Here is a 25,785-nt window from a genome sequence, read left to right as displayed (position 1 = left end):
TCCGGACGACTCGAGGCCGGGTCCGCCTCGATGATGCGCTTCCCTCGAGCAGTCGGCCGCCGAACGGCGTCGAGGACGGTTCGTGTCGAATATAAGTTATAGCTCTGCGTCAGACATATCGTCGATTCGTCGCCGCTCCGAGGGCGGCGTGACCATCACGACGGCACGCACGGATACCGCTCGCGTAACTGCGGTTTCGCCGCGCGGATCTCGAATCCGAAATCCGACGCGTGGGATCGACGGTCGGCAACGAACCGAGCGCTCGAGGCCGTCAGTCCGTCAGCGGCGTCTCGGTGCCGCGAACGCTGTCGACGATGACGTCGCCGTCGGGCCGGGACGCGATCCAGAACAGCTTGTGGGCATCGACCGACTGCTCGAAGGTGACCGCCGGCGCGGAGCCGACGGCGACCGTCCGAAGGGTCCACTTGAATACGGCGTCTTCCGCCTTCTCGAGGGCCTGATCCCCGGAGAGGGCGGCGGGAACGACGAGCACGTCCTCGAGGGTCGTCGCGACGGTCTCGGGGAACACGTCGGCTCGGACGGCGAGCCGACGGGAGCGGTCGACGCTGACGACGTATTCGATGTCGCGGTCCGAGAGCAGCGGCCGCTCGATCGTCGCGACGGCGTCCACGACGCGGTAAGGATAGGCGACCGCGCCGACGCGGCCGGTCGAAACGACGTCCGCGCGGGCCACCGTCGGTTCGATGACGGTCAGCTCCGCCCGTTCCCGGTGCTGCCGGTCGCGCGTCGCCGGCTCGACGCCACCTCGGCGCGCGTCGCTCATCTATTCGTCACCCGTCTCCCAGTAGTCGCTGGCCGCGACGTGGGCGCGGATGTTGTCGGTCTCCGTGATCGCCTTCGGCTCGATGTCGCGCCCGCCGTCGGTGACGTACTCGGGAGTGCCGGTCGGATCGTCGTCGCTCGAGAGCGCCGACAGCGGTTTGTCGAAGGTGTCGAAGTGGTCGTCGACGCCCTCCGGAGGTCTCGTGAGCAGGGAGACGACGATGAGCGTCGTCGTCGAGAGGATAAACGCCGGGAACAGTCCGTAGACGCCGACGAACCCGGACAGGAACGCCGATCCGTCGACTGCACCCATGAGTCCGACGAACTCGAGGACGGTCGAGAGCTGGGTCCACAGGAACATCGTCGCGGTGCCGACGATCATGCTCGCGACGGAGCCGGCGGCAGAAACCCGCTTCCACCACAGCGAGGCGATGAGCGTCGGGCCGATGGCCGCTCCGAGGCCGCCCCAGGCGTAATCGAGGACGAGCGTGTAGATGGGAGTGTTCTGTGCGATGTACGCGAAGACGATGCTCGCCCCGCCGAGCCCGAGCGTGACGAGTTGCGAGTATCGCACCAGCGACTCCTGGCTCGCGTCCGGATTGACGTAGCCGTGGTAGACGTCCTCGACGATGGCACTCGTCGCGACGAGCAGTTGCGAGTCGGCGCTGGACATCATCGCGGCCAGTGCGGCCGCCAGGATGATCCCCGCGATCGCACCGGGGAAGAACTCGAGCGTGAGCATCGGCATAACGTTGTTCGGGTCTTCGATCCCGCTTTGACCGAAGACGACGAGTGCGTACAGTCCGACGAACCCGGCCCCGATGTACGCGATGAACATGAACAGTTGCGCGACGAGCGCGGCGAGGCGCACGTTTTTGACCTCGTCGATGCCCATGAACCGGACCATCACGTGCGGATTCCCGGGGATGCCGAGCCCGATCGCGGCGTAGCTGATGATCCCGAAGATGGCCGCCCAGCCGGTCATGCCGGCCGTGACGCTCGTGTAGGAACTCCCGACGGACGCGAGGTCCTCGAACGGCAGTCCGTAGCTGGTAAACGCCAACACCGGCAGTATGATGAACGCGATCAGAATGATCGCACCCTGGAAGTAGTCCGACCACGCGACGGCGAAGTAGCCACCGAGCATGGTGTAGCCGACGACGATGACGCCGCCTGCAAGGATCCCGACCAGCGACGAGACGCCGGTGAGGACCTCCAGCAGCGTCCCGGCGGCAACGATCTGTGCACCCACGTAGCCGCCCTCGAAGATCATCAGCACGAACGCGGAGACGCCTTTGACGTATCCGGTATCGTCCTGCAGACGCGTCTCGAAGAACGTCGGCAACGTGACCGCTTTCACGACTTCCGTATACTTCCGGAGTCGCTTCGCGAGGCCGGCCCACGCGAACAGGTCGGCGGGGATCATCCCGAGGGCATTATAAAACGCCATGACCCCGGTACCGAACGCGTCGCTTGGAACTCCCAGCGTGAGCCAGCCGCTCATCTCGGAGGCGCGTTCGGAAAAGCCCGTGACGACGGGGCCGACGCTCCGGCCCCCGATGACGTAATCGTCGACGGAGTCCATGAGCCGGGAGGAGTACAGTCCGATCCCGAGGAGAAAGAGGAGGTACACGGCGAACGTTCCGAGGACCCACGCACCCGCCGACCCGGCGAGCCCGTCAGTTGCCATGGTTCTCCCCCCCGTAGCGCCGTCGGAGCTGACGTTCTCTCTTTCCTTCCCAGACGTAATACACGGCGAGCAGTACCAGATACACGGCGAACGGCCCGAATAACCATAACAGTTCGACTGAACCACTCTCAGGCATACAGGCGTGTGCTCCCTACCCATACATAAGACTACCGAACTCCCGCTTTTCGACGCGAAACTATTCGTCTGACAAGAGACTATCGCTAGTACTGGTCGAACGGTGAATTTTCCGACACGCTCGGTCCGGGTCGGGTCGGCGCTCCGACGGAGTTCGAGGCGTTCCTCCGGGGCGGCGGGAACTCGTTACACGCCGACGACCGCCCGGAGCGCGAACAACGCGTTCTCCTTTCGCTCGCGGATCCGCCGGTAGAAGTACTGCATCCACTTGCCGCCGTAGGGGACGTACTGGTTGACCTCGTAGCCCTGCCGGGCGAGCTCCCGCTGTGCGTCCTCGCGAACGCCCATGAGCATCTGAATCTCGAAGGGCGTGCCGTACTCCTCGTGGAGATCGGTCGCGAGTTCGAGCATCTGTGGGTCGTGGCTCCCGACGGCGACGCCGCGATCGAACTCGCGGAACAGGTACTCGAGGTGGGCCTCGTAGGCGTCGTTGACGACTGTCTTCGACTGGTGAGCGACCGACGACGGTTCGTCGTAGGCACCTTTCACCAGCCGAACGGCGGCGGGAACGTCGGACAGTCGGCGCAAGTCGTCCCGCGTCCGTTTGAGGTTCGCCTGAATGGCGACGCCGACGCCGTGGGGGTGGTCGCGGGCCGTCGCTTCGACGGCGTCCAAGGTCGTATCCGTCGTCGTGTGATCCTCCATGTCACACCAGACGAACACGTCCTCGTCGGCCCCGGCCTCGACGATCCGTTCGAAGTTCGCCGCGAAGACATCGGGTCCGACGTCGATCCCGATCTGGGACGGTTTGACCGAGATACAGCCCTCGAGGTCGCGGCGGGCCAGTTCGGAAACCAGCCGGCAGTACTCGTCGGCGTCCTCGTCCGCGGGGCCGCGCTCGTGGTAGTGTTCGCCGAGGAGGTTGACGATAGCGCCCAGTCCGTCGTCGTTGCAGTCTGCGACGTGATCTAACGTCCCCGAGACGGTCGTGTCGGCGACGAAACGGCTCGCGATCGGCGGAATCATACCGTATCGCTGGGATCGAGCGACCCTAAATGCATACCCGACCACAAGGTTCTGGCCGCAGCAGCGTGAAATAATTGGGGTGCGGTCAGGCGTCGTCAGGGTTGAGCAGTTTCGCCTCGGCCTTCCGGAGGTGCTCGAGCAGCGTCGTCTTCGAGACGCCGAGTTCCTCGGCGAGTTCGCGCGTGCTGATCTCGCGGGGCCACGCGTAGTAGTCGCGTTCGCAGGCGAGGTCGAACGCCTCCCGCTGGCGGGGCGTCAGGCGATCGAGCCGGTCGGGCATGCCCGACGGATCGCCCGCCGGCGAGGAAATCTTGCTGATCGAAATGGTGGCGTCGGTCTCGGCCCGGATCGCCTCGAGCCGGTCCCGGACCTCCGCCCGACCGTCGGCGACGAAGACCGGCCAGTGTTCGACGCCGCCCTCGACGCGGACCGACGCCTCGTGGATGAATCCATGTGAGACGAGCGTTTCGCTGATGCTGTGTTCCGGCTCGTATTCGACGAACAGTTCGCGGGTCACGTTTCCCGGATCCGGTGCCGTCCCCGCCGAGCCCTGGCCGAGTTCGACCGTCGAGTGCGTCAGCGGCGACTCGTCGGTGAACGAAACGAACTCGTCGAGTCGACCCGCCGTGTCGGCGTAGGCAGTGAAATGCCCCTTGACCGTCCCGTCGACGGTTCGGTGGGCGGTATGAACGAGGAGTCCGGCGTCGACCGCCTCGGTGGCCTGTAATCCCCAGCAATCGGGATGCCAGATCTCGAGCGTGAGTCGCGTCCCGTCGGCCGTCCCGGCCCCCGTCGTGGTCGTGGAACTCGTGCTACTCATTATCGGTCTCGAACGTCAGTTCTCGTGTGAGCATTATAAACATGCTGTCTGTCGACGGCGTCCGGCCCCGGCGTGGCGGCCCGACCATGGGAGGCCACTGTTATTCCTCCCCGATCGACGACCGATAGCGTATGAGTCAGCAGACGACAGCCCGTCCCGAGCGCCATTACATCGACGGTGAGTGGACCGACGGAGAGGGCGACGACACGTTCGAGAGCGAGAACCCGGCGACCGGCGAGACGCTTCGGACCTTCCACCGGGGAACCGAAGCGGACGTCGACGCGGCCCTCGAGGCCGCGGACAGCGTCCAAGAGGAGTGGGAAAAACTGTCACACATCGATCGCGCGGAGTACCTGTGGGACATCTACCAGGAGCTTCGCGATCGGACGGACGAACTCGGGGAAATCGTCACGAAGGAGTGTGGCAAAGAGATTTCCGAAGGGAAAGCCGACGTCGTCGAGGCCGCACACATGGTCGAGTGGGCCGCCGGCAACGCCCGCCATCCCCACGGCGACGTCGTGCCCTCGGAGATCGGGAGCAAAGACGCGTACATGCGGCGGAAACCCCGCGGCGTCGTCGGCTGCATCACGCCCTGGAACTTCCCGGTCGCGATCCCCTTCTGGCACATGGCCGTCTCGCTGGTCGAGGGCAACACCGTCGTCTGGAAGCCCGCCGAACAGACGCCGTGGTGTGCCCATATCGTCGCCGAAATGTTCGAGGAAAGCGGCATCCCCGACGGCGTCTTCAACATGGTGCAAGGCTTTGGCGACGCGGGCGCCACCATCGTCGACGACCCGCGCGTCGACACCGTCCTCTTTACCGGCTCGGCCGAGGTCGGTCAGGAAGTCGCCCGCACCGTCGCCGAACAGCCCGGCACGCTCGCGGCCTGTGAGATGGGCGGCAAGAACGCGGTCGTCGTCACCGACGAGGCCGACCTCGACACGGCCGTCCACTCGGCCGTCATGAGTTCGTTCAAGACCACCGGCCAGCGCTGCGTCTCGGCCGAGCGCCTGATCGTCCACGAGGACATCTACGACGAGTTCAAATCGCGCTTCGTCGAGATCGCCGAGAACATCGCCGTCGGCGATCCGCTCGCGGAGGACACCTTCATGGGGCCACTCGTCGAGGGCGAGCACAAGGAGAAGGTCCTCGAGTACAACGAACTCGCCCGAAGCGAAGACGTCGACGTCCTCGTCGACCGCGACGAACTGGCCGACGACGAGATTCCGGACGGCCACGCCGAAGGCCACTGGGTCGGCCCCTTCGTCTACGAGGCCGATCACGAGGCGGACCTCCGCTGTACCCAGGAAGAGGTCTTCGGCCCCCACGTCGCACTCATGGAGTACTCGGGCGACATCGAAGACGCCGTCGAGATCCACAACGACACCGAGTACGGGCTCGCGGGCGCGATCATCTCCGAGGATTACCGCGAGGTCAACTACTACCGGGACAACGCCGAGGTCGGGCTCGCGTACGGAAACCTCCCGTGTATCGGCGCGGAGGTTCACCTGCCGTTCGGTGGCGTCAAGAAGTCCGGGAACGGCTACCCGAGCGGTCGGGAAGTGATCGAGGCCGTCACCGAACGCACCGCGTGGACGCTGAACAACTCGAACGACATCGAGATGGCACAGGGCCTGTCCGCGGACATCACGACGGACGATGACTGAAACGACCTGTCCTCTCTGTGGAGGATCGACCGACGCACCGGAGGAGTGGTGTCGACGGTGCGGCTGGACGGGGCGCTGCGGGGCCGACTAGTACCGTTTCACCCGTCGAGATGACGCCTCGAGCGGCGGTGTTCCGACAGCGTGAACGGTCCGGGCTCGGTCCCGGCGGCGATCCGGTCCGGAGCCCTGTCCCGATGGGGACGGGAACGTCCGATCGGCCGTTCACACGTTCCGAACGCAACGCCGCGGATGGGCTCGGTGAGGCGTGTACTGACGGCGGGACCGCCGGTAGGCGGACCGAGCACGCGCACCGAGACGGGTGTCACGCCCCGATCGCCCATCGATACCAACATGATTTCGAGAAAGAAAGTCGATCGGTGACGGATCGAACGAAACGGCGTTCACACATTCCGAACGCTTATGCGTCGACGGAACGGGACTTCGGACCATGACGGACGAACGCCCCCGACCGGTCAAGACGACGAAAACGTCGCTCGCGCTCGTTCGGGCGGTCCGAAACAGCGACGAGGCCACGCTGAGCGAGCTGGCCAACCGCCTCGGGTTGGCGAAAAGCACCGTCCACAATCACCTCCACACGCTGGTCGACGAGGGGTTTCTCGTCCGCGACGGGGACACCTACCACGTCGGCCTCGAGTTCCTCCCGTTCGGCGAGCACGCGCGGGACCGAAACCCGCTGTACGCGACGGCCCGGAGACGGGTCTACTCCCTCGCCGAAGAGACCGGACACGAAGCCGACTTCATCGTCGAGGAGAACGGCCGCGCGTACTCACTCGAGTACGCGATCGGTGAGTCGAGCCGACGCGGGTTCTCTGAACGGGGGCCGTTTCGGGCGGGGAACCGGTTTTATATGCACAACTGTGCCTCGGGCAAGGCCATGCTGGCATCGATGCCCGAGCCACGCATCCGAGAGATCATCGATCGGTGGGGGTTTCCGTCGACGACCGACCAAACCGTCACCGACGAAACGGCGCTGTTCGACGAACTCGCGGCGATCCGAGACCGCGGCTACGCGATCAACGACGAGGAACTGATCGCCGGGTATCGGTCCGTCGGCGCTTCCGTAACGAACCCCGACGGCGAGGTCGTCGGCGCGTTCTCGATCGGCGGTCCGACCTACCGCATGGCCGTCGACGAATCGACCACGGAAGAGATCGGACAGCTGTTACTCGACGAAATCGAGTCGCTCGAGTCGGAACTATTCCGATAGCATTACACACATATGAGTGTAATCAACACCGTACGGAGAACGGCCGAAGAAACTTTTTTGAAGTTTGTTATTAGAAATAGGTGTGGCAGTCAAGAATAGTAAATTACAATTATACTATGGGCTCTCAGCGCTCGGGGTCTCGTCCCGCCCGGAATCGAAGTCACGGAGCTGTCGGTCAATCGGAGCGATCGATAGAACCCGCAGTGTCGTCGCCGTCGGGTCTGGACGCGGCCCCAAAGGGAGACGTGTTCTATCTACTGGACCGGTGGTGAGTACTCTCGCTCGGTTCGGAATCGACCACCGCGGACGAACAGCGTCGTTCATCGATGGACCGCAACACTGTTTCATCGATCGGAACGGCACTGGACCGACCCCGTTTCGGACGATTCTCTGCCACGTTCTATTATATACCCACTATTTCATATTTCAGAACTATTTGTGGCTCGACGGAGAGAAGAAGTATAGAATAAACATCTATGTTGTTTCTAAATGACGTGGTACAGTCGACCAGCGATGGAACCGAGGCCGGTTTCGGGAGGGGCGCCACGGAGACCCACTCCTCGCCCACCCCTCGCCGCACACTGTCGTTCGCGACAACCGTAACGCGAAAGACGGCTCGCCCGAACGGGTACATATGAGCGACGACGACGACGACGGCATCCAGCGCGCCAGCGATGTCGGATCGAGCGACGCGCCGCCGGTGGCGGAGAAACCGTACAAGATCATCTTCGAGGCGAACAAGTGCTTCGGCGCGGGCAAGTGCGCCGAGGTCAGCGCCAACTGGGAGATGTCCATCGCCTCCGGCATGGCCCAGCCCACCGAGTACTTCTTCGGCGAGGAGGACCTCGAGCACAACGTCCGCGCCGCGGAGGTCTGCCCGGCGAAGAAAGACGACGGCTGTATCCACGTCGTCGACCGCCGGACCGACGAGGAAATCGCGCCGGATCCCCACGGCGACGGGACGTTGAGCGTCGACTGGTAAGGGTACGAATCGAAACGCACATCCCGACTCCGGGCCAATCCTCGAGTGCACTTCTGTGCGAGGGTAGCCAAGCAGGCCAACGGCGGTGGGCTTAAGACCCGCTCTCGTAGGAGTCCTTGGGTTCAAATCCCAACCCTCGCATATCGCTGCGCGCAACTCGCAAGCAGCGACTGCGTTCTTGGATTTGAACGACGCAAGACGCAGGGCGAACGGAGTGAGCGACCGTCTTGCGGTAGTTCAAATCCCAACCCTCGCACTCGTCACGAGCATCCGCGAGTGACGAGTACGAGACGCGGGATTCGAATCAGACCGAGGTTCTGCGAGCAGCGCGAGCAGGTTCTCGGGCGTGGTTCGAATCCCAACCCTCGCATGTCGCTGCGCGCAACTCACGAGCAGCGACGGCGGACGATCGACTCCGGGCAGTTCAACTCGGTAGCCATCCCCGCCACTCGAGGACGGCGAGGATGGCGATCGTGGCAGCGAGGAAGAGCGCGGCGCTGGCGAACACCGCGTCGTAGGAGTAGTCCTGCTCGATGAAGACCCCGAGGGCGGAGGAACCGAGCGCCTGCGTCAGCATCCAGGCGGAGCTGAACGCGGCGTAGGCGCTGCCACGCGTCGAATCGGGGAGCGTATCGAGGAGGTAGGTGTCCGTGGCCGGGAACAGGGCGTGGACGACGAACCCGAGGATCACGGTGATGGCGACGATCGCGAGCAGGCCTTCGACGAGCGTCAGCGCGTACAGACACGCGGAGAACGCGCCGACGATTCCGAGCAGGTACGGCACGTGGGGGAGTCTGTCGGCCAGATCGCCGCCGACGAAAAACGCGGGAACGCCCGACGCGAAGACGACCGTGAGCATTGCGCCCGCCGTTCGATCGGAGAGCCCTTTCGACTGCATGTACAGTTCGTAGAAATTGAAGACGCCCTGCCAGACGAACACCGCCGCGCCGACGATCGCCAGTCCCGTGACGATGATGCGCCACTCCGAAAGCGCACTGCCGAGGAAGTCGCGGTCTTCTTCACCCGCCGCCGGCATCTCGGTGTCCCTCGCAGCGAGCCACGTGTAGCCCGTTATCACTGCCGCGCCGACGGCGATCGCCCACAGCGAGAGTCGCCAGTCGACGAGCAGCGTCAGCGCGACGAACGGCGCGGCGATCACCGCGGCGATCTGGCTGGCCGCCCCGTGGATTCCCATGACGCGACCGACGCGGGATGGGTACAGTTCGCTCACGAGCGGATTCGCCGCGACGAAGTATATCCCGGAGGCGATCCCCATGAGGAAGGCGCCGGCCATGAGGTGTCGGACCGTCGTCGCGGTCGCGGCCAGTCCGGACGAAACCGAGAGAACGAGTCCGGACGCGACTACGATGCGGTGTCTCGGAACCTTCGTCAGGAGCCACCCGGTCGGCAGTCGAAGGGAGGCGCTCCCGACCCAGACGAGCGTCGCGATCAGTCCGGCAGTGGCCTCCCCGATCGCGAACTCGGTGATAAACACGTCCAGAAGCGGTGCGAAGACGATTCTGGCGAGATTGACGAGAAAGACGAGGCCACAGAGGGACGCGAAGAGTCGGGAACGAGGCACAGTCGGTATTTCTGATAACGGACCTCAAGCGTTCCGAAACCGAACGCCTCTGTTGCTCGTCGGCTCGAGTTGGAGACGGTCAGGAGCGACGATAGTTGCACTCCGTCCGTGACCGACGCCGACGGAGTGCCGAAAGCCCTCCAGCCGTCAGAACGGGTACTCTCGAGGCTCGTGTTGGACCGAGATCCACTTCGTCGTCGTTAGCTCGTCCAAGATCTGCTCGCCGTTGTACCGGCCCATGCCCGATTGCTTCATCCCGCCGAAGGGGACGTGGGGCTCGTCGTTGATCGGCTGGTCGTTGACGTGGATCATGCCCGTCTCGATCCCGTCCGCGATCCGGCGAGCCCGCTCTACGTCCTCGCTGTGAACCGACCCCGACAGCCCGTGGATCGTATCGTTTGCCAGCTCGATCGCGTCCTCGTCGCTCGAGTACGGAATGACCGGCGCGACGGGACCGAAGTGTTCGTTGCACGCCGCCGCCATGCCGTTATCGGCATCTGATAGCACGGTGGGTTCGACGACCAGCCCGTCCGCGTCGCCGCCGGTCTCGAGGGTCGCACCCTCGTCGACGGACCGTTCGACGTAGTCGACGATCTGGTCGCGCTGGCTCTCGTCGATGATGGGGCCGATGACCGTATCGCCGTCCGTCGGGTCGCCGGTCGGCAGCGAGGCGGCCCGGTCGGCGAGTGCATCGACGTAGTCGTCGTAGATGGACTCGTGGACGAGGTGGCGGTTCGTCGAAATGCAGATCTGTCCCTGATGGAGGAACGAACCGAAGACGCCGCCGTCGACGGCGCGATCCAGATCGGCCTCGTCGGTGACCACGTGGACGTTGTTCCCGCCGAGCTCGAGCGCGGGGAGCGCGCAGTTGCCCGCCGCTTTCTCGGCGACGCGCTGGCCGATCTCGGTCGAGCCGGTGAAGGCGAGGACCCGCGGGATCTCGTGGCCGGCGACCGCGTCGCCGATCTCGGAGCCCCGCCCGGGAACGACGCTGAGGACCCCCTCCGGAACGCCGGCCGCCTCGAAGATCCGCGCGAGTAAGAGCCCGCCCGTGATCGGCGTATTCGAGGCCGGTTTGAGGACGACCGCGTTCCCGGCCGCGATCGCGGGCGCGACCGCCCGCATCGAGAGGTGTAGCGGGAAGTTCCACGGGGAGATGACCCCGACGACGCCGACCGGTACTCGCTCGGCGATGTTCTCCTTCCCAGGGGTGATCGAATCCATGTGCTGGCCGTCCATCCGGAAGGGGTAGCTCGCCGCCTGCTGCATCATCCCCCGCGCGGTTCCCAACTCGGCCTCGCACTTGACCTGCGTGCTGCCGGATTCGACGGCCAGCAGTTCGGCGATCTCCTCGCGATGGTCGCCGACGAACTCGATGGCGGCGGTGAGTACACCGGCTCGAGCCTGCGGCGGCTGCTGGCTCCACGCGTCCTGTGCCTCGGCGGCGGCCTCGTAGGCCCGATCGACGTCGGCCTCGGTGCCCGCCGGGACGGTCGCGATCTCTTCGCGCGTGTAGGGATTCTCGTCGGCGATCGCGTCCCGGTCGCCGGTGTCAGTCCACTCGCCCGCGAGATACAACGACTCCCAGCCGCCTTCGGGTTCGAGGGGGAGATCAGTCATGCGGGCGCACTATCCCACCGGCAAGGAAAAGCACCATACCGGCAGTCGCAACCCGCGTCCGGGCCGAACGCCCCGTCACTCGACGGGCTTTCCCGCTCGAATCGGCGGCCCGCCGAGTGGCGTCGACCACTCCTCAGGCGAGCCGTCGGGGGAGGAGGACCGCGAGCGACACGTAGATCACCGCCGCGATGACGGACGTGGCGAGGACGCCGAGGAGGAGCGTCTGGGAGACGAACCCCCAGGCGAACAGGAGGATCCCGGCCGGCATGAGCGCGAGCCCAGCCGCCGCCCGGTGGAAGCGACGGAGCGGATGGGACGTGTCCATCGGCGGTGTCTCCTCGGAAGTGTGAGTTCCGTCGTCCGCCATCGCCACGGGAAGGAACAGGTACGTCCCGAGGCCGACCAGGAGCCCGACGAACGCACCGAACACGAGATCATCGAACAACAGGAGGCCCAGATACGCAAACGCCGGCACGTCGAGGATACCGGCACCGATACCGATCAGCGTGGCCATTCGCTGTCCGTTCTCGGTCGAGTTCAACTGGACATCGGGGGAATCGGACATCTATATCGTGACCGAGTCGCTGCACCCACAAGATAGTTCGCGGTCACGCTCCGCGGGAACGAGCCCGTCGCCTACGCATCGCCGTCGGCGAGATCCTCCGCACGGAGTTCCTCGCTGGCTTCCCGAACTTCCCGCATGACACTCGAGATGCGTTCCTCGGCCTCGAGTTCGTCCTCGACGGAGAGGTCGACGCCCTCGACCTCGAGCAGGAACTTGGCGACCTCGGTGGCCTCGTACATCACGTCGTCGAGTTCCTCGGCGGTGAAAAAGTCACACATCGCGCCGTAGAGGAAGGTCGCGCCGGCCGTGCGGACCTTGTCCTCGAAGGAGGATCGGGCCTGATTGACCGCCTGCGGAGAGTAGGTGTCGGTCATGAACGGAACCAGTTCGGGCAGGTTCTCCCCGATCTTGGTCATTTCGACGCCAGTCTCGGTCCGGAAATCAGAACAGAGGCGGGCGATGGCCCACTCGCGGGCGGTGATGTAGGTCCGATCCCGCAGGAACTCGTTGACCCGGTCGTACTGTGCGCCGTCCATCTTCGTAAATCGAGCGTACTTCTGCACGTCCTCGGGGACGTCGTTCTCCGCCGGCTCGGGATCCGGAACGCCCGGCATCGATCCGTCACTGTCGTCGGCTCGCTCGTCACCGGCCGTCGAAGCGGCCGCGTCACCGCTCGAGTCGTCGTCCGTTCCGGCCGACTGGTCGGTCCGTTCCCGACGGTCGGCGTCGGAACGGTCGACCGCCTCGTTGCCATCCATGGGATTGACTTGCCAAACGGCGGCCAAAAGCGTTCCCCTCCCCCGTGAGCGGTCCGCCGGTCGACCGGAGACAGTCCGCGACCGGGACGATCAGGTTACAGGTCGAGCCGCGACGCCACCTCCCAGGTCCGCTCGTCGAGAACGACGACCTCGTCGCCGCCGAAGACGGAGAGGTAGTCGTCGACGTACATCGCGCGAGTGCCGCGACCGCCGACGTCGACGCGGGCGACCTCCTCGAGGTCGCCGCCCCGGTAGTCGAAGACGTAACTGTCGTCGCTGCCCGGAACGAAGAACACGCCGTGGTCCTCGTCCTGCAGGAAGGCGGTGTGGGTTCGACTGACGTCGCTGTAGCGCTCGTCGTCGAGGACCTTCGAGTCGAGTTCGACGGGGTCCTCGCGATCGCTCACGTCGAAGAGCGTGACCTTGGGTCGGCCATCCTCCTGGCCGACCCCGAGGACGAGATCGTCCTCGAGCGGGTGGAGGTACTCCGAGAACCCGGGCAGTTTGAGTTCGCCCTCGACGACGGGGTCCGTCGGATCCGAGAGATCGAGCGTATAGAACGGGTCGATCTCGCGGTAGGTGACGACGTGGCCCTCGTCACCGTCGAAGCGGACGGAATACACCCGCTCGTCGATCCCGAGCCCGGTCACCGACCCGACCGTCTCGAGGTCCGAGTCGAGGACGTAGACGTCGTTCTCCGAGTCAGTCCCGTGGGTCCGTGGGATCGTCGTCGCGATCCGCAGGTGATCGTCGTGTTCGTCCATCGAGAACTGGTTGAGCGGGGTTCCGGGGACCTCGCCGCTCGCGTCGGCGGTCAACTCGCCGTCGATGTCGATGCGGACGATCCCGGTCGTTGTCAGGTCGCGCTGGTTCGCTTCGGCGTGGGCCGCCAGTCCCTCCTCGAACGCGCGGCGGGCCGCGTGGCGCTCCTCGTCGTCCATCCCCGCGTACCAGTCGTCGAGGATCGCCCGGAGTTCGACCGCTTTCGCTCGGTCGGAGATGTCGAGCGACTCGAGGGCGGCCACACGCTCTCGCGTCTCGGCGTCGACCAGCGCAGTGCCGTTCTCGCTCGTCACGTAGGAGCGTCGCAGTTCGTACTGTCCCGTCGAGCGAGTGTAGGAGAGGTAGATCCCGTTCTCGGAGACGTAGGTGGCCGACAGCGATCGCGAGCCGACGACGCTCTCCTCGTTCTCGAGGGTCCCCGTCTCGGGGTCGACGCGGGCGGCAGTGTAGACGGCGTCGGCGTCCGCGTCGGCGGCCGGACGAACGACATCGGTACACTCGATGGCCCGGTCGCCGTAGGGCTCGATCGGACAGGGGTCACTGCCCGGCCGGTCGACCAGGACGAGATAGAGGTCGCCGTCGAACAGGCGGGCGGTCTCGACGGACGCCTCGAGGTCGGTCCGCCACTCCCGCTCGGGATCGGCCGGGTCGCTCACGTCGTACCCGGCGGCCGCCTCGTCGCCGAGGACGACGAGCGTCTCGCCCGTCAGGAGCAACTCCCCGGATAGCGGGATCGAGCCCACGGCTTCGGGGTCGGCGGGATCGCTCACGTCGACGACGCTCGTCTCGTCCCAGCTCGAGGCGTACCGATACCCCGCGTAGTAGACCGATTCGCCGTCGGTTTTCAGGACGTCCGGTTCGTCCAGCGCGGCCTCCTGGACGTTCGTCTCGGAGTATCGCGGCTCCCCGCCGCCACCGTCGCCCGAGGGTGCGGTAGTGACGCCCGACCCGCCGTCGGCCGCGCCGTCGGCCTCCATCGCCACGTCCTGTTCAGTCTCGACCGTCACGTCGGGCCCACCCCCGCGAGTGATCGGCGAGGGCTCGCTCACTCGATCCGCTCGCGACTGGTCGTCGAAGTACGCTGCAAAGGCCTCGTCGGAGGCGAAGGTCGTCAGTTCGGGCTCGCCGGCACCGTCGAGCGGACTGCCGGCTCGCTCGTCGTCGGTTCCCGCAGTGCCCTCGTCCGTCAGCGCCGTCAGACCGGCCCCGAGGACCGATCCCACGAGCAGCGCCGCGAGGGCGACCGCGATCAGCCGTCGTTGACTGTCCATGTTCCCGTACACCGGGTCCCGTACTAAGGGGCCACCGCTAGGTGAAAGGGCACTTTCACCGAGGCGACGGACGCACCGCGAAAGCCGGCCATTCGTCGCCGTTCAGACCGATAAACGCTTTTCCCGCCCTCGAGAGTTCGACCGGATTTAAGTTCGTGAGGGGCATGCGGTAGTATATGTCACAGACGCCAGTCGTAGTCAAGGCAGTACGGACGCCACAGGGGAAAGAAGACGGCGTGTACGCCGACGTTCGCAGTGAAGACCTCTCGGTGCCGCTGATCGACGAGATCCTGGCCGAAACCGGCCTCTCCGGCGACGAGATCGACGACCTGATGTGGGGCTGTGCCCAGCAACGCGAGGAGCAAGACAACAACCTCGCCCGCGTCATCGCCCTGCTCTCCGAGCTGGGCGAGTCGGTTCCGGCGACGACGATCAACCGCTGGTGTGCCTCCTCGATGCAGTCGGTCATCTCCGCCTCCGACGCCATCGCGGCCGGCAACCGAGACGCAATCATCGCCGGCGGCGTCGAGAGCATGAGCCGCGTCGCGATGGGCGAGAGCTACGGTCACATCCACCCGAAGATCGCCGACCTGTACGACCTCGGTGATCTCCAGATGGGGATGACCGCCGAGAAAGTCGCCGAGGAGTACGGCGTCAGCCGCGAGGAACAGGACGAGTACGCCGCCCGCAGCCAGCAGCGCGCCACCGAGGCGACCGAGGACGGCCGGTTCGACGACGAAATCGTCCCGATCGAAACCGAGGACGGCATCGTCGAGGAAGACGAGGGCATCCGACCGGGAACGACCCCGGAGACGCTCGCCGAACTCCCCACCGTCTTCAAGGAGGACGGCACCGTCACGCCCGGCAACGCCTCCCAGATCTCCGACGGCGCGTCCGCGCTCCTCGTCACCAGCGAGGCCTTCGCCGAGGAACACGACCTCGAGATCATGGCCGAGATCGGCCGAAACAACGTCGCCGGCGTCGACCCAACCGTCATGGGAATCGGCCCGGTCCCGGCGACGAAAGGCCTCCTCGAGCGCAACGGTCGCGACATCGACGAGTACGATCTCGTCGAACTCAACGAGGCCTTCGCGAGCCAGTCGATCTACTCCCGCGACGAACTCGGCATCGATCCCGAGATCTTCAACGTCAACGGCGGCGCAATCGCGCTCGGCCACCCGCTCGGTGCCTCGGGCGCTCGCCTCCCCGTCACCCTGATCCACGAACTCCAGAAGCGCGGCGGCGGGCTCGGACTGGCGACGCTGTGTGTCGGCTTCGGCCAGGGTGCAGCGATCGAGTTCGACGTCAACTGAGACGATTGAGCTGGGCTTTTTGGTCCAGCTTTTGCGAGCGAGGAGTGCGGTTCGGAACGAGCGAGGCGAGTGAGAACCGCGGAACGCGAATAGCGAGGGACGCACTGCGTCCCTCGGACCATGCGAGCGGGCCGTCGGCCCGCGAGCAGACGGGGAACGAAGTGACCCGTGAGCGGTGTGACGAGCGAGACGAAAGCACGTGGTGGCGTGCGCTGTCGGCCGCCCGAGTGATACCGAGGGCGGCCGAAAAAGCCGCGCGAGGGATGAGCGAGCGACTCCGGAGCGAGCGAATCGGTTGGGGAGGGTGTGGCAACCCACACCCATCGACGGACGACTGCACTGAACCGGCGGCCCTCACGGCCGCGACGACAGCCAGTCCGTCCCAACGCTCGATGCGACACGGGCGTTCACGTCGTCGACTCGAAGGCGATGCTCCCCGGCTTCGAGGGCGGAACGCACGTCATGGCCGGTCATTTTATACGCTCGAGTCCTACGCCCGCGTATGAACACGGGTCTCCTCGCGATCCTCGTCGGGATCCCGCTCGCCTGGCATCTCGGGTTGACCGCCGTAGCCTACTACGACGCCGGGCGGGTCGGCCTCGAGCCGCCGAAAAAGTGGGCGGCGATCACCTTCTGCATCCCGCTGATCGGTTTTTTCATCTACCTGTTCGAGCGCAGCGAGCTGTCGTACGATCCGGAGAGCGATCCGTACCGAGGGAACAACGTCAATATTCATCCCTCGCGGGCCGACGACACGTCACTGCCCTCACGCGGTGACGACCGGCTCTCGCCGGCCGAGGAAGGGGACGACGAGTAACCCTCGAGGGGGGACGGCGGCCGGGCTCGAGCGCCGGTAGGGGGTCGGAGATTCAAGCCGCTGGCGAACGAACGAACACCGTGATGTCCACCCACGGAACGATCACCCTCGTCCCCAGCGTTCACTTCTCGCCGACGCATCGCCGTCGCGTTCGGGAGGCGATCCGCGAGGCGGAGCCCGATCTCGTCGCCGTCGAACTCGACGAGTCCCGGTTCGAGCGCCTCGAGCGCGCCGCCGACCCGGCCCTCGACGACCTGTCCCGTCAGTTGCCGCCACCGACCGCGGCCGCGTACAGCGTGCTACGGGCACTCCAGCGCACGGTCGTCCGGTCGTGCGGCCTCGATCCCGAGCAGACCGACATGGAGGCGGCCATCGAGACTGCCGCCGAACAGGGTCTCGACGTCGCGCTCGTCGACGAACCGATCGACGAGATCGTGTCGGCCCTCTCGCGTCGCCTCGGACTGCTGACGATCCCGAAAACGATGGTCCGAATGCAGTCGATGGGACCGAAGGAGTACGCCGATCAGTTCGAACTGCTGGCGCTCCCGTTCGAAGAGATCACGAGCGGCGACGACGTACAGCCGGCGATCGACCACCTGCGGCGGCTGTTCCCCGAGATCGCGGCGGTCATGATCGACCGCCGCGACCGAGCGATGGCACGGCGACTCCACGCCCTCCGCCGCCAGGGCGCGGACGTGGTCGCAGTTATCGGTGCGGGCCATCACAACGGCATCCAGCGACGGCTCGAGGAACTGGCGGTCCACGACGACGAGCCGCGGCCAGCCGTGCCGATCAGATCGCCCGATCGGACGGTGACTCGAATTCCGATCGACTGAGACGGGCTGTGTCACGGGGACTCGACGCACCCGCGAGCAGCGGTCGGCCGTTCGTCGGGAAAAGGATCGCCGTCGCAATCAGTCGTCGGCCGGTGCAGCGCCGCTTCCGCTCTCGAACCGTGCCTCGGGGACCGTCCCGTCGTCGTTCCAGCCGCGTTCGGCGTAGTACTCGTCGAGCCCCTGTTCGAACTCCGGAAGCTCGTATGGGAGCCGGTCGTCGCTCCGGTCGAACCCGCGCTGGTTGTTGAAGTGTCGTTCCATCGCGACGACCTCGCCGCCGAGTGCGAGCAACTCGTCGTAGTCGGCGTCCAGCAGCGTCTCCATGCGCTCCTCGCTCAGGAAGTCCCGCGAGAACTTACAGAAGACGGCGCTGTCCTTGATCGCGTTGATGTTCTCGAGTTCGACGACTTTCGGTGGCTTGCCCTCGAGGCCGGACTTGTCGAAGGCGTCGTCGGCGTCGACGAGCGGGTACTCGTAGGGGTAGAACTCGGCGTACATGTGGTCGGCACCGCGATTCGAGGTGGCGAAGGCCAGTCCCTGGCCGTTCAACGTGCGGCCGTCGTGGGCGGCGAACTCCATGCCTTTGACCGACCAGTTCTCGACGCCGAGTTCCTCGTGGACGCGGTCGACGCCCTCCGCGAGCGTGTCGCCGACGTCCTCGCGGTAGGCGATCTTCTCGACGAGGTCGTGAATGAGGTCGACGTTGCCGAACTCGTCCTCGCTGGCGAGGTAGGCCGCGACGGTGTCCCCACAGGAGATCGCGTCCAGTCCGTACACGTCACAGAGCTTGTTCGACTTCATCACGTCGACGATGTCGTCGACGCCCGAGTTCGGTCCGAACGCCATCAGCGTCTCGAACTCGGGGCCCTCGGTCTCGAGGCCCGACTCCTCGTCTCGCGTCGGGAGTTTGCAGGCGAAGGCACACGACGAGCAGGTGCCTTTCTTGTACTTCTTCTCCTCGACGCGGTCGCCGCTGACGCCCTCAATGCCCTCGAAGGAGAGTTCCGAGAAGTAATAACTCGGCAGGGCCTCGACCATGTTCGCGTACTCGGCGACGGAGGTCGTCCCCTGATCTCGCATCGGGCTGTCGGAGTTGGCGGCCTCGCCGTGGATCTCCATCTGGAGCGGCGGGATCTCGATCTCGGTGGTCGAGTCGCCGTCGAAGGTGATCGCCTTGACGTTTTTCGAACCCAGAACGGCACCGAGCCCGCCGCGGCCGAAGGCTCGCTCTTCGGAGGTCATGATCGAGGCGAAGCGAACGTCGTTCTCACCCGCCGGGCCGATGACCGTCGTGTGCTCCGAGCCGAGGTCGTGTTCGTCTTCGAGGTACTCGCAGGTCTCGGGAACGGTCGCTTCTTCGAGTTCCGGGACCGCCTCGAACTCGACGCCCTCGTCGGTAACGTGGACGATCACGAGTTCGTCGCTCGCGCCGGTGATCTCGACGGCGCTGTATCCCGTACCGGTGAAGTTCCGCGAGAGGAACCCGCCGGCGTTCGAGGAGAGCAACCCGTCGGTCAGCGGCGAGAGGCCCGTCGCCGACATCCGACCGGTGAAGCTCATCGTCGAGTATTGCATCGGCCCCGTCGCGAAGTACAGCCGGTTGTCGCTCCCCAGCGGATCGGCGTCGAACGGGATCCGATCGTGTGCGAGTTTCGTCCCGAGCGCCCGCCCCCCGATATACGACTCGAGGAGGTCGTCGATGTCCTCGGTCTCCGCAGTTCGCTCGCCGACGTCGATCGAACACAGCGGCCCCCGTACGTGTTTCATAGTACCATAGTGATCGACACGGCTGCAAAACGGTATCGGTTTTTCGGGCGTGTCCCCTCAACACGACAAATATATGATGTTTTCTGAGAGCGGGGGACCACGGGTATCGGTGATATGTAGGCGTCTTTATCTACCCGTGGTGTCTGGTCCCGCGCATGTCCCAGCCGGACGAGTCGACCGAGAAGACGACCATCGACGACGTCTACGAGCAACTCGAGACCCTCGAGGAGACGGTCGATACGCCGGACGAACGGACGGAGGTACGTCGGACGATGCGGCTGGTCAGTCGGCTCTCACACAGCCCGACGGTCGGAAAGGTCATCACCGGCTTCACCCGGAAGGACAAAGCAGAGGCGTTCGTGGGCAGCGTCGTCATCGGCCTCCCGATGCTGGTCGAGGACGGCATCATGAGCATCGGCGCGTTCCTCGCGACCCACCCGGCCCTGTTGGTCGTGAACCTCGCGTTTACGGTCGCGCTCGTCATCGGCATCCTCTACGTCGCCGACTTCCGGGAGGTGCAGATCCACAATCCCTACTTCGGTCTGGTTCCGCGTCGCCCGGTCTGGGTGTTGTTCATCGCGTTCGCGACCGCTGCGGGCCTGCTGACGCTGTGGGGCCGGATAACCTGGGACGAGCCGTGGCTCAATCTCTGTCAGGTCTCGGTCGTCTTTACCGCGATGGCGCTTGGCGGCTCGCTGGGAGATATCCTGCCCGGCGAAGCCGAGCACCTGCCCGTAGACGAATCCTGAGCGGCGTTCGCGCCGACGCGCTCAGTCCGAGATGGCCTTATACCGGTTTTCCACACTGCTCGATGGCCTCGCGAACCGCCTCGGTCCGGCCGATGAGCGTAATGTGATCGCCGTACTGGAGTTCGACGTCGGGGTTCGGCACTTCGCTCGTCCCGTTGCGGCTCACGAGCGCGATGAGGACGCCGTTCGGGAGCTCCCCGCCGAGATCGACGATCTGCTGTCCGACGAGAGCCTCGTTGGTGACCTCGATCTCCTGTACGTCACCGGAACGACCGAGTTCGGACATCCAGTTCGAGAGCGCGGGGCGTTCGATCTGGTTGTCGATCGCCCACGCGGTCGACTCGGCCGCCGAGATGGTCTGGACGCCGAGGTCCTCGAACGCCGACGCGTTCGATGGATTGTTCGCCCGAGCGATCACGTTCTCGACGTCGAAGTTCGACTTCGCGAGCTGTGCCACGAGCAAGTTCACGTCGTCGTCGCCGGTCGCCGCGACGACGGTCTTGGCGTTCTCAACGCCCGACTCACGTAACACCTCGACGTCGGTCCCGTCACCCTCACGGGCAGTGAACCCGTCGTTTCGTAGTTCCTCGAGGACGGTCCGATTCTCCTCGATCAGCACTACGTTTTCACCGCGCGCTTCGAGCCGTTCTGCCAGCGAGCGACCGACGCGGCCGCCGCCGATGATGAGTACACGCATGGGTATCACGTCGAGTTTCTCCGCGATCTGCCGGGCCAGGCCGCCCTCGAGGACGACCGACACGAGGATGACGAGGAAGACCGTTCCGACGAGCAGGTCCGCGCCGGCCGGGTTCGTCGGCGGAGCGCCGCCCTCCGCGACCCCGGTCTGCAGCCGGATCGCGAACAGGGTCGCGACCGACGCGGGGATGATGCCTCGCGGGCCGACGAAGCTCATGAACAGCGTCTCTCGGAACGTAAACCGGCCTCCTCGAGTCGTCAGAAAAACCAAGAGCGGTCGCAAGACGAACATCACGGCCACGACGACGGCCACGCCGCCGAGTCCGAGCGCGAACAACTGCTCGAACTCGAGCAGTGCCGCGAGCGTGATGAAGACGAACGAGAGGACGATCAGCGTAATGTCGCCTTTGAACGCCTCGATCTCCTCCTCGTAGGGGAGCCCGGCGTTGCCGAGGATCAGTCCGGCCGTGGCCGCGGCCGCCACGCCCGCCTCCGAGAAGACGTAATCGGCCGACCCAAAGGCGACGATCGCTCCCGCGAGCGTGAGCAACCGGGCGTTTTGCGGTGCGTTGTCCGGCGAGAGATCGACGTACTGGAGCACCGACCAGACGACCGCGGCGACGACGACGCCGACGAGGAGCCCCGTCCCGAGCCGCTCCGCGAACAGTTGCAGGTAGATATCGGCGTGGGTCTCCTGAACGGTCATCGCTTTGAACAGGACGACCGCGAGGATCGCCGCCGTCACGTCGTTGACGATCCCCTCCGTCTCGAGCGTTGCTGCGACCCGATCCCGGACGGGGACGACCTTCAGAATCGGCGTGACGACTGTCGGTCCCGTCGCGATCAAGAGCGCACCGATCAACAGCGCGATGTCCCAGTTGGCACCGAGAAAGAACCGGACCGCGCCGGCGGTCCCGAGAAACGCGATGGCCGCGCCGATCGTGGTCAACCGTAACACGGCCGTTGGTGCCTTTTTGATCTTGTCGATCTTGAGATGGAACGCCCCCTCGAACACGATGATGGCAACCGAGAGCCCGACGATCGTCGAGAGTCCGCTTTCGCCGAAGGAGTCGATGGTCAACACGCCGAGTCCTTCCGGTCCGATCGCGACACCGGAGACGATGAGAAAGAGCACGCTCGGAACGCGGAATCGGGCCGAGAGAAGTTGTGAGACGACGCCGAGACCGACGATCGAGGCGACCAGAAGGAGCAGATCGGCACCGCCTTCTGCCCCGGTCATAGTCGTCGCTGCCGCCCTGTGATCGGTCGACATACTGACGCTGCTGGTCCGTCCATTCGTCTCGACAGAGTCAGTCCAACCGGTTAACTCCTGTGAGAACCGACCGCGCTGTCGTGGGCAACCCAGTATCGAGCCGATCGAACCTCGCGAGAGACCGAACGCGACCGTACCCCGCCGGGAACGATCAGTCCCCGTAGATCCGCTCGATGCGATCCTCGAATCGCTCGAGGATGACGCGTCGTTTCTTCTTCATCGTCGGGGTGAGCATGTCGTTTTCCTCGGTGAACTCCAGGGGCACGAGTTCGAACTGCTTGATCGTCTCGTGTTTCTCGAAGTTCTCGTTGACTCTGTCGACCTCCTGCTGGACGTATTCGCGGACCCGGTCGTCGTCACAGATCGCCTCGGGATCGTCGGGCAGATCGATCCCCTCCGCGTCGGCCCAGTCGCGGATGTGGGGCGTGTTGGGGACCAGCAACGCGCCGATGAATTTCTCGCCGTCGCCGACGACCATCGCCTGCTCGACGATCTCGCTGGCGGCGAAGGCGTCCTCGATCGGGCCGGGCGCGACGTTTTTCCCCGTCGAGAGGACGATGATCTGTTTGACCCGATCGCGGAACTCGAGGTAGCCGTCAGGTCGCAGGTGGACGATGTCGCCGGTCCGGAACCACCTTCCGGAAGACGAGTCCTCCGACTCCCCGGTCGCTTCGCTCCCGGGGACGTCCTGCGTGAACGCACCCTCGGTCGCCCCGGGTTTGTTCCAGTAGCCCTGCGTGACGTTCGGTCCCTTGACGAGGAGTTCGCCGACCTCGCCGGGGTCGTCTTCGAACGCCTCCTGGTCGGCGACGGTCTCGTCGACCCGCAGGTCGACGTTGACGAGCGCCGGACCGATCGTCCCGATCTTCACCTCCTCGGGCGGGGTGCTCGTGACGACCGGTGACGTCTCGGTCAGCCCGTACCCCTCGTAGATCGGGAGCCCCATCGCGTGATAGAGCCGACAGAGTTCCGGCGAGAGGCTTCCGCCGCCGCTGATGAGGATCTCGATCTCGCCGCCCAGCGCCTCCCGAACCGACGAGAAGACGAGTTTGTCGGCCAGTGCCTGCTTGGCGTTCAGAATCGCTCCCGGCGAGTCGGTCCGCTGATACTCGACGCCGACATCCGTGGCCCACTCGAAGATCCGTTCGGAGACCGCCGACCCGCTGGCCTCCTCGCGGATGCCGTCGTAGATCTTCTCGTAGACGCGGGGGACGCTCGTGGCCGCCGTCGGGCTGACCGTGCTGAAATCCTCCTGGAGCGTGTCCGGACTCTCCGCGTAGGCGACGCAGGCACCGCTCGCAAAGAGCACGAAGTGGCCGGCTGTCCGCTCGAAGACGTGTGCCAGCGGCAGGTACGACATCGCCAGCGACTCGTCGTCCAACACCGGCACGTCGTCGCCCTTGTCCGGCCGCGGCCCGATCCGCTTTCGGATCCCGTTGACGTTCGACCGGAAGTTCTTGTGGGTCAACTGTACCCCCTTGGGCTGACCCGTCGTTCCGCTCGTGTAGATCAGACTCGCCAGATCGTCGAATTCGGTCTCCTCGATCCGCTGCTCGTAGGCCTCGAGGTCGAACGTTTCCTCGCCGCGAGCGTAGACCTCACCGAGCGTCAGGATATCGTCGCGGTCGTCGTAGCCGTCGAGGTCGTCGATCGAGACGATGAACTCGAGGTCCAGCTCGTCCTCGACGTCGAGGACGTTCTCGAGGAGGGTCTCGTTCTCGACGACGACGCCGTCGGCGTCGGGGTCGTCGAGCAGGTATCGGACTTGATTCGGCGAGGAACTCGTGTAGACGGTCGTGACGACTGCGCCGGCTCCCAGCAGGGCGAAGTCCGACTGGGCCCACTCCATTCGGGTGTTCGAGAAGAGGCCGATCCGATCCCCCGCATCGACCCCCAGGTCACGAAACCCTGCCGAGAGCATGCGAACGACGTCGCGCATCTCGGCGTAGGAGATCGTTCCGAACTCGCCGGACGTCGCAGCGGGAAGCACCGACCCGGTGAGCGACCGGTCGTAGACGCCGCCTTTGTACTTCTGTGCCGGCCGATTCGCATTACGCTCGGCCGAATCCTCGAACATCCGTGCGAGCGTCGTCGTCCCGATGACCTCGTCTTCGTACTCTCGTTCGGCATCCCGCCAGTCCATATATGCGTGCGAGTGGTTCCCGTGCGATAAAACGTGATGAAACTGGTTACATCGTTGATATCGTTTATAACTCTTACGCGAATCGTCGAAAAACGCCGGCCATAGCCGGTTTCGGCCACGTGATGGAAACGGACCGACGGCCACTGAACCGACAGACGGTCGACGGAACCCGACCGACGGTGGTTGGTCGCGACGAGCGGGAACGGGTCACTCCCGGTGGTCGAGATAGCCGAGGACACCGCGGGTGTTCAGCCTCGCCTCGGCGCTCGACTTCTCCTCGCCCCAGACGTCGTCCATCTCGGCCGCCTCGGCGAAGTAGTCGACGACCGCCTCGTCGTCCGCGAGCTCTCGGCGCTTGGCGGCGACCGCGTCGACCCACTCCTCGAGGACGGCCGCGTACTCCTCGAGGGCTCGATCGACGTCGTCGCCAACCGCACGTGGGCCGAAGTGAGGGTAGCAGAACACGTCCGGGTCGAGTTCGGCCAGCGTGTCGACGTCCGCGAGACACTGCTCGAGGTCGAAGTTCGACGGCGGTGACGTTTCCCTGATCTGCTCGGTTTCGGGCACCCAGATACCGGCGGCGTCGGCGACGAAGACGGCGTCGTTGGCGGGGTCCTCGAAGACGACCTGGTGGGGCGCGTGACCGGGGGCCTCGTGGACGCACAGCTCGTGGGTGCCGAGGTCGATCGTGTCGCCGTCTTCGATTTCGACGATCCGCTCTTCCGGGATCGGCTCCGGTTCCACGTAGTACTCCCACTGTTCGCCGACGGCGTTTTTCGTCCCCGCGACCAGCCGCGAGGGATCGGCCATGTGGTCGGCCCCGAGGGCGGGCACGTAGACGTCGGCGTTCGGGCAATCCGCGGCGAGAAAGCCCGCACCGCCCGCGTGGTCGAGATGAACGTGTGTCAGTGCGATGACCTCGAGGTCGTCCTGTGCGATCCCGACGTCGTCGAGTGCCTCCCGAAGCAAATCGTAGTTGGTGCCGATGCCGGTGTCGACGACGGCGGGACGGTCGTCGTCGAGGACGTAGACGGCCCCGTATTCGCTCGTGTCGTACATTCCGGTATCGAGATAGTAGAGGTCCGAACAGTCACCGGCCGTGACTTCGCGAACGTCTCCGATTGCCATATCGGTAGCCTGTCATCGGACGGCATAAAAGCTCGCGTCGCGGCGACCTCCCCTGAGAACGACGACGTCGTCCGCGACCGCCGATTTCACCGAGGCCGCGTCTTCGTGGCGACGTTGCCACGCGCCACGGTGGACGGCACCGCCGCCGCCGAT

The 25,785-nt window shown here is 65.3% G+C and carries 20 protein-coding genes and 1 tRNA gene; 8 read left to right on the top strand and 13 right to left on the bottom strand.

The features are described 5' to 3' along the window. Positions 1-271: 271 nt before the first annotated feature. The 4 genes from CP557_RS17330 to CP557_RS17315 form a co-directional block, all read right to left on the bottom strand. Positions 272-784 (bottom strand): hypothetical protein, encoded by a 513-nt coding sequence (locus tag CP557_RS17330; RefSeq protein WP_097381058.1) that lies wholly within the window; start codon positions 782-784, stop codon positions 272-274. Then, the gene (locus tag CP557_RS17325; protein WP_097381057.1) at positions 785-2,473 is read right to left on the bottom strand and encodes a sodium/proline symporter; all 1,689 of its coding nucleotides are present in this window, start codon (positions 2,471-2,473) and stop codon (positions 785-787) included. Positions 2,474-2,794: 321 nt separating this feature from the next. Further along, positions 2,795-3,634, bottom strand: a complete 840-nt coding sequence (locus CP557_RS17320; RefSeq protein WP_097381056.1) for a proline dehydrogenase family protein — start codon at positions 3,632-3,634, stop codon at positions 2,795-2,797. 85 nt (positions 3,635-3,719) lie between these two features. Then, entirely contained in the window at positions 3,720-4,454 is a 735-nt protein-coding gene (locus tag CP557_RS17315; RefSeq protein WP_097381055.1) for a helix-turn-helix domain-containing protein, read from the bottom strand. 131 nt (positions 4,455-4,585) lie between these two features. Between CP557_RS17315 and CP557_RS17310 the strand changes: the two genes are divergently transcribed. The 4 genes from CP557_RS17310 to CP557_RS17290 all read left to right on the top strand — a co-directional run bounded on the left by CP557_RS17310 (position 4,586) and on the right by CP557_RS17290 (position 8,472). Beyond that, positions 4,586-6,121, top strand: a complete 1,536-nt coding sequence (locus CP557_RS17310; protein WP_097381054.1) for an aldehyde dehydrogenase family protein — start codon at positions 4,586-4,588, stop codon at positions 6,119-6,121. 448 nt (positions 6,122-6,569) lie between these two features. Continuing rightward, a complete protein-coding gene (locus CP557_RS17300; RefSeq protein ID WP_097381052.1) occupies positions 6,570-7,349 on the top strand; it encodes an IclR family transcriptional regulator in 780 nt (259 codons plus the stop codon). Positions 7,350-7,983: 634 nt separating this feature from the next. Next, entirely contained in the window at positions 7,984-8,331 is a 348-nt protein-coding gene (locus tag CP557_RS17295) for a ferredoxin (RefSeq protein WP_097381051.1), read from the top strand. A 57-nt stretch (positions 8,332-8,388) separates the two neighbouring features. Beyond that, positions 8,389-8,472: transfer RNA gene (locus tag CP557_RS17290), tRNA-Leu, on the top strand. Positions 8,473-8,755: 283 nt separating this feature from the next. Here CP557_RS17290 and CP557_RS17285 read toward each other — a convergent pair. The 5 genes from CP557_RS17285 to CP557_RS17265 form a co-directional block, all read right to left on the bottom strand. Beyond that, positions 8,756-9,913 (bottom strand): MFS transporter, encoded by a 1,158-nt coding sequence (locus tag CP557_RS17285; RefSeq protein WP_097381050.1) that lies wholly within the window; start codon positions 9,911-9,913, stop codon positions 8,756-8,758. 147 nt (positions 9,914-10,060) lie between these two features. After that, entirely contained in the window at positions 10,061-11,533 is a 1,473-nt protein-coding gene (locus CP557_RS17280) for an aldehyde dehydrogenase family protein (RefSeq protein ID WP_097381049.1), read from the bottom strand. Positions 11,534-11,666: 133 nt separating this feature from the next. After that, the gene (locus CP557_RS17275; protein WP_097381048.1) at positions 11,667-12,098 is read right to left on the bottom strand and encodes a hypothetical protein; all 432 of its coding nucleotides are present in this window, start codon (positions 12,096-12,098) and stop codon (positions 11,667-11,669) included. Positions 12,099-12,169: 71 nt separating this feature from the next. Beyond that, positions 12,170-12,856: a DUF5806 family protein gene (locus tag CP557_RS17270; protein WP_097381047.1), complete on the bottom strand. Its 687-nt coding sequence runs from the start codon at positions 12,854-12,856 to the stop codon at positions 12,170-12,172. 95 nt (positions 12,857-12,951) lie between these two features. After that, a complete protein-coding gene (locus tag CP557_RS17265; protein WP_097381046.1) occupies positions 12,952-14,910 on the bottom strand; it encodes a beta-propeller domain-containing protein in 1,959 nt (652 codons plus the stop codon). Between the two features lie 176 nt (positions 14,911-15,086). Between CP557_RS17265 and CP557_RS17260 the strand changes: the two genes are divergently transcribed. The 3 genes from CP557_RS17260 (at position 15,087) to CP557_RS17250 (ending at position 17,876) form a co-directional block, all read left to right on the top strand. Next, positions 15,087-16,223: a thiolase family protein gene (locus CP557_RS17260; protein WP_097381045.1), complete on the top strand. Its 1,137-nt coding sequence runs from the start codon at positions 15,087-15,089 to the stop codon at positions 16,221-16,223. Positions 16,224-16,725: 502 nt separating this feature from the next. Continuing rightward, positions 16,726-17,040, top strand: a complete 315-nt coding sequence (locus tag CP557_RS17255; protein WP_097381044.1) for a hypothetical protein — start codon at positions 16,726-16,728, stop codon at positions 17,038-17,040. A gap of 83 nt (positions 17,041-17,123) precedes the next feature. After that, positions 17,124-17,876 carry a TraB domain-containing protein gene (locus tag CP557_RS17250; RefSeq protein WP_097381043.1) on the top strand — a complete coding sequence of 251 codons (753 nt, stop codon included), beginning with the start codon at positions 17,124-17,126 and terminating at the stop codon, positions 17,874-17,876. A gap of 78 nt (positions 17,877-17,954) precedes the next feature. On the opposite strand, the gene CP557_RS17245 is transcribed toward CP557_RS17250, so the two are convergent. Then, on the bottom strand, positions 17,955-19,643 hold the full coding sequence (locus tag CP557_RS17245; RefSeq protein WP_097381042.1) for an aldehyde ferredoxin oxidoreductase family protein: 1,689 nt from the start codon (positions 19,641-19,643) through the stop codon (positions 17,955-17,957). Between the two features lie 155 nt (positions 19,644-19,798). Between CP557_RS17245 and CP557_RS17240 the strand changes: the two genes are divergently transcribed. Next, a complete protein-coding gene (locus CP557_RS17240; RefSeq protein WP_097381041.1) occupies positions 19,799-20,392 on the top strand; it encodes a DUF2391 family protein in 594 nt (197 codons plus the stop codon). Positions 20,393-20,429: 37 nt separating this feature from the next. Here CP557_RS17240 and CP557_RS17235 read toward each other — a convergent pair whose 3' ends face one another. From CP557_RS17235 to CP557_RS17225, 3 genes are all read right to left on the bottom strand, one after another. Continuing rightward, on the bottom strand, positions 20,430-22,328 hold the full coding sequence (locus CP557_RS17235) for a cation:proton antiporter domain-containing protein (RefSeq protein ID WP_097381697.1): 1,899 nt from the start codon (positions 22,326-22,328) through the stop codon (positions 20,430-20,432). 184 nt (positions 22,329-22,512) lie between these two features. Further along, complete coding sequence (locus tag CP557_RS17230) at positions 22,513-24,504, bottom strand: AMP-dependent synthetase/ligase (RefSeq protein ID WP_097381040.1); 1,992 nt, start codon at positions 24,502-24,504, stop codon at positions 22,513-22,515. Between the two features lie 207 nt (positions 24,505-24,711). Then, complete coding sequence (locus tag CP557_RS17225; RefSeq protein ID WP_097381039.1) at positions 24,712-25,632, bottom strand: MBL fold metallo-hydrolase; 921 nt, start codon at positions 25,630-25,632, stop codon at positions 24,712-24,714. Positions 25,633-25,785 lie beyond the last annotated feature (153 nt).

The organism is Natrinema ejinorense (assembly GCF_002494345.1).
Classification (GTDB): domain Archaea; phylum Halobacteriota; class Halobacteria; order Halobacteriales; family Natrialbaceae; genus Natrinema; species Natrinema longum.
This window is presented reverse-complemented; position numbering and strand designations above follow the sequence as displayed.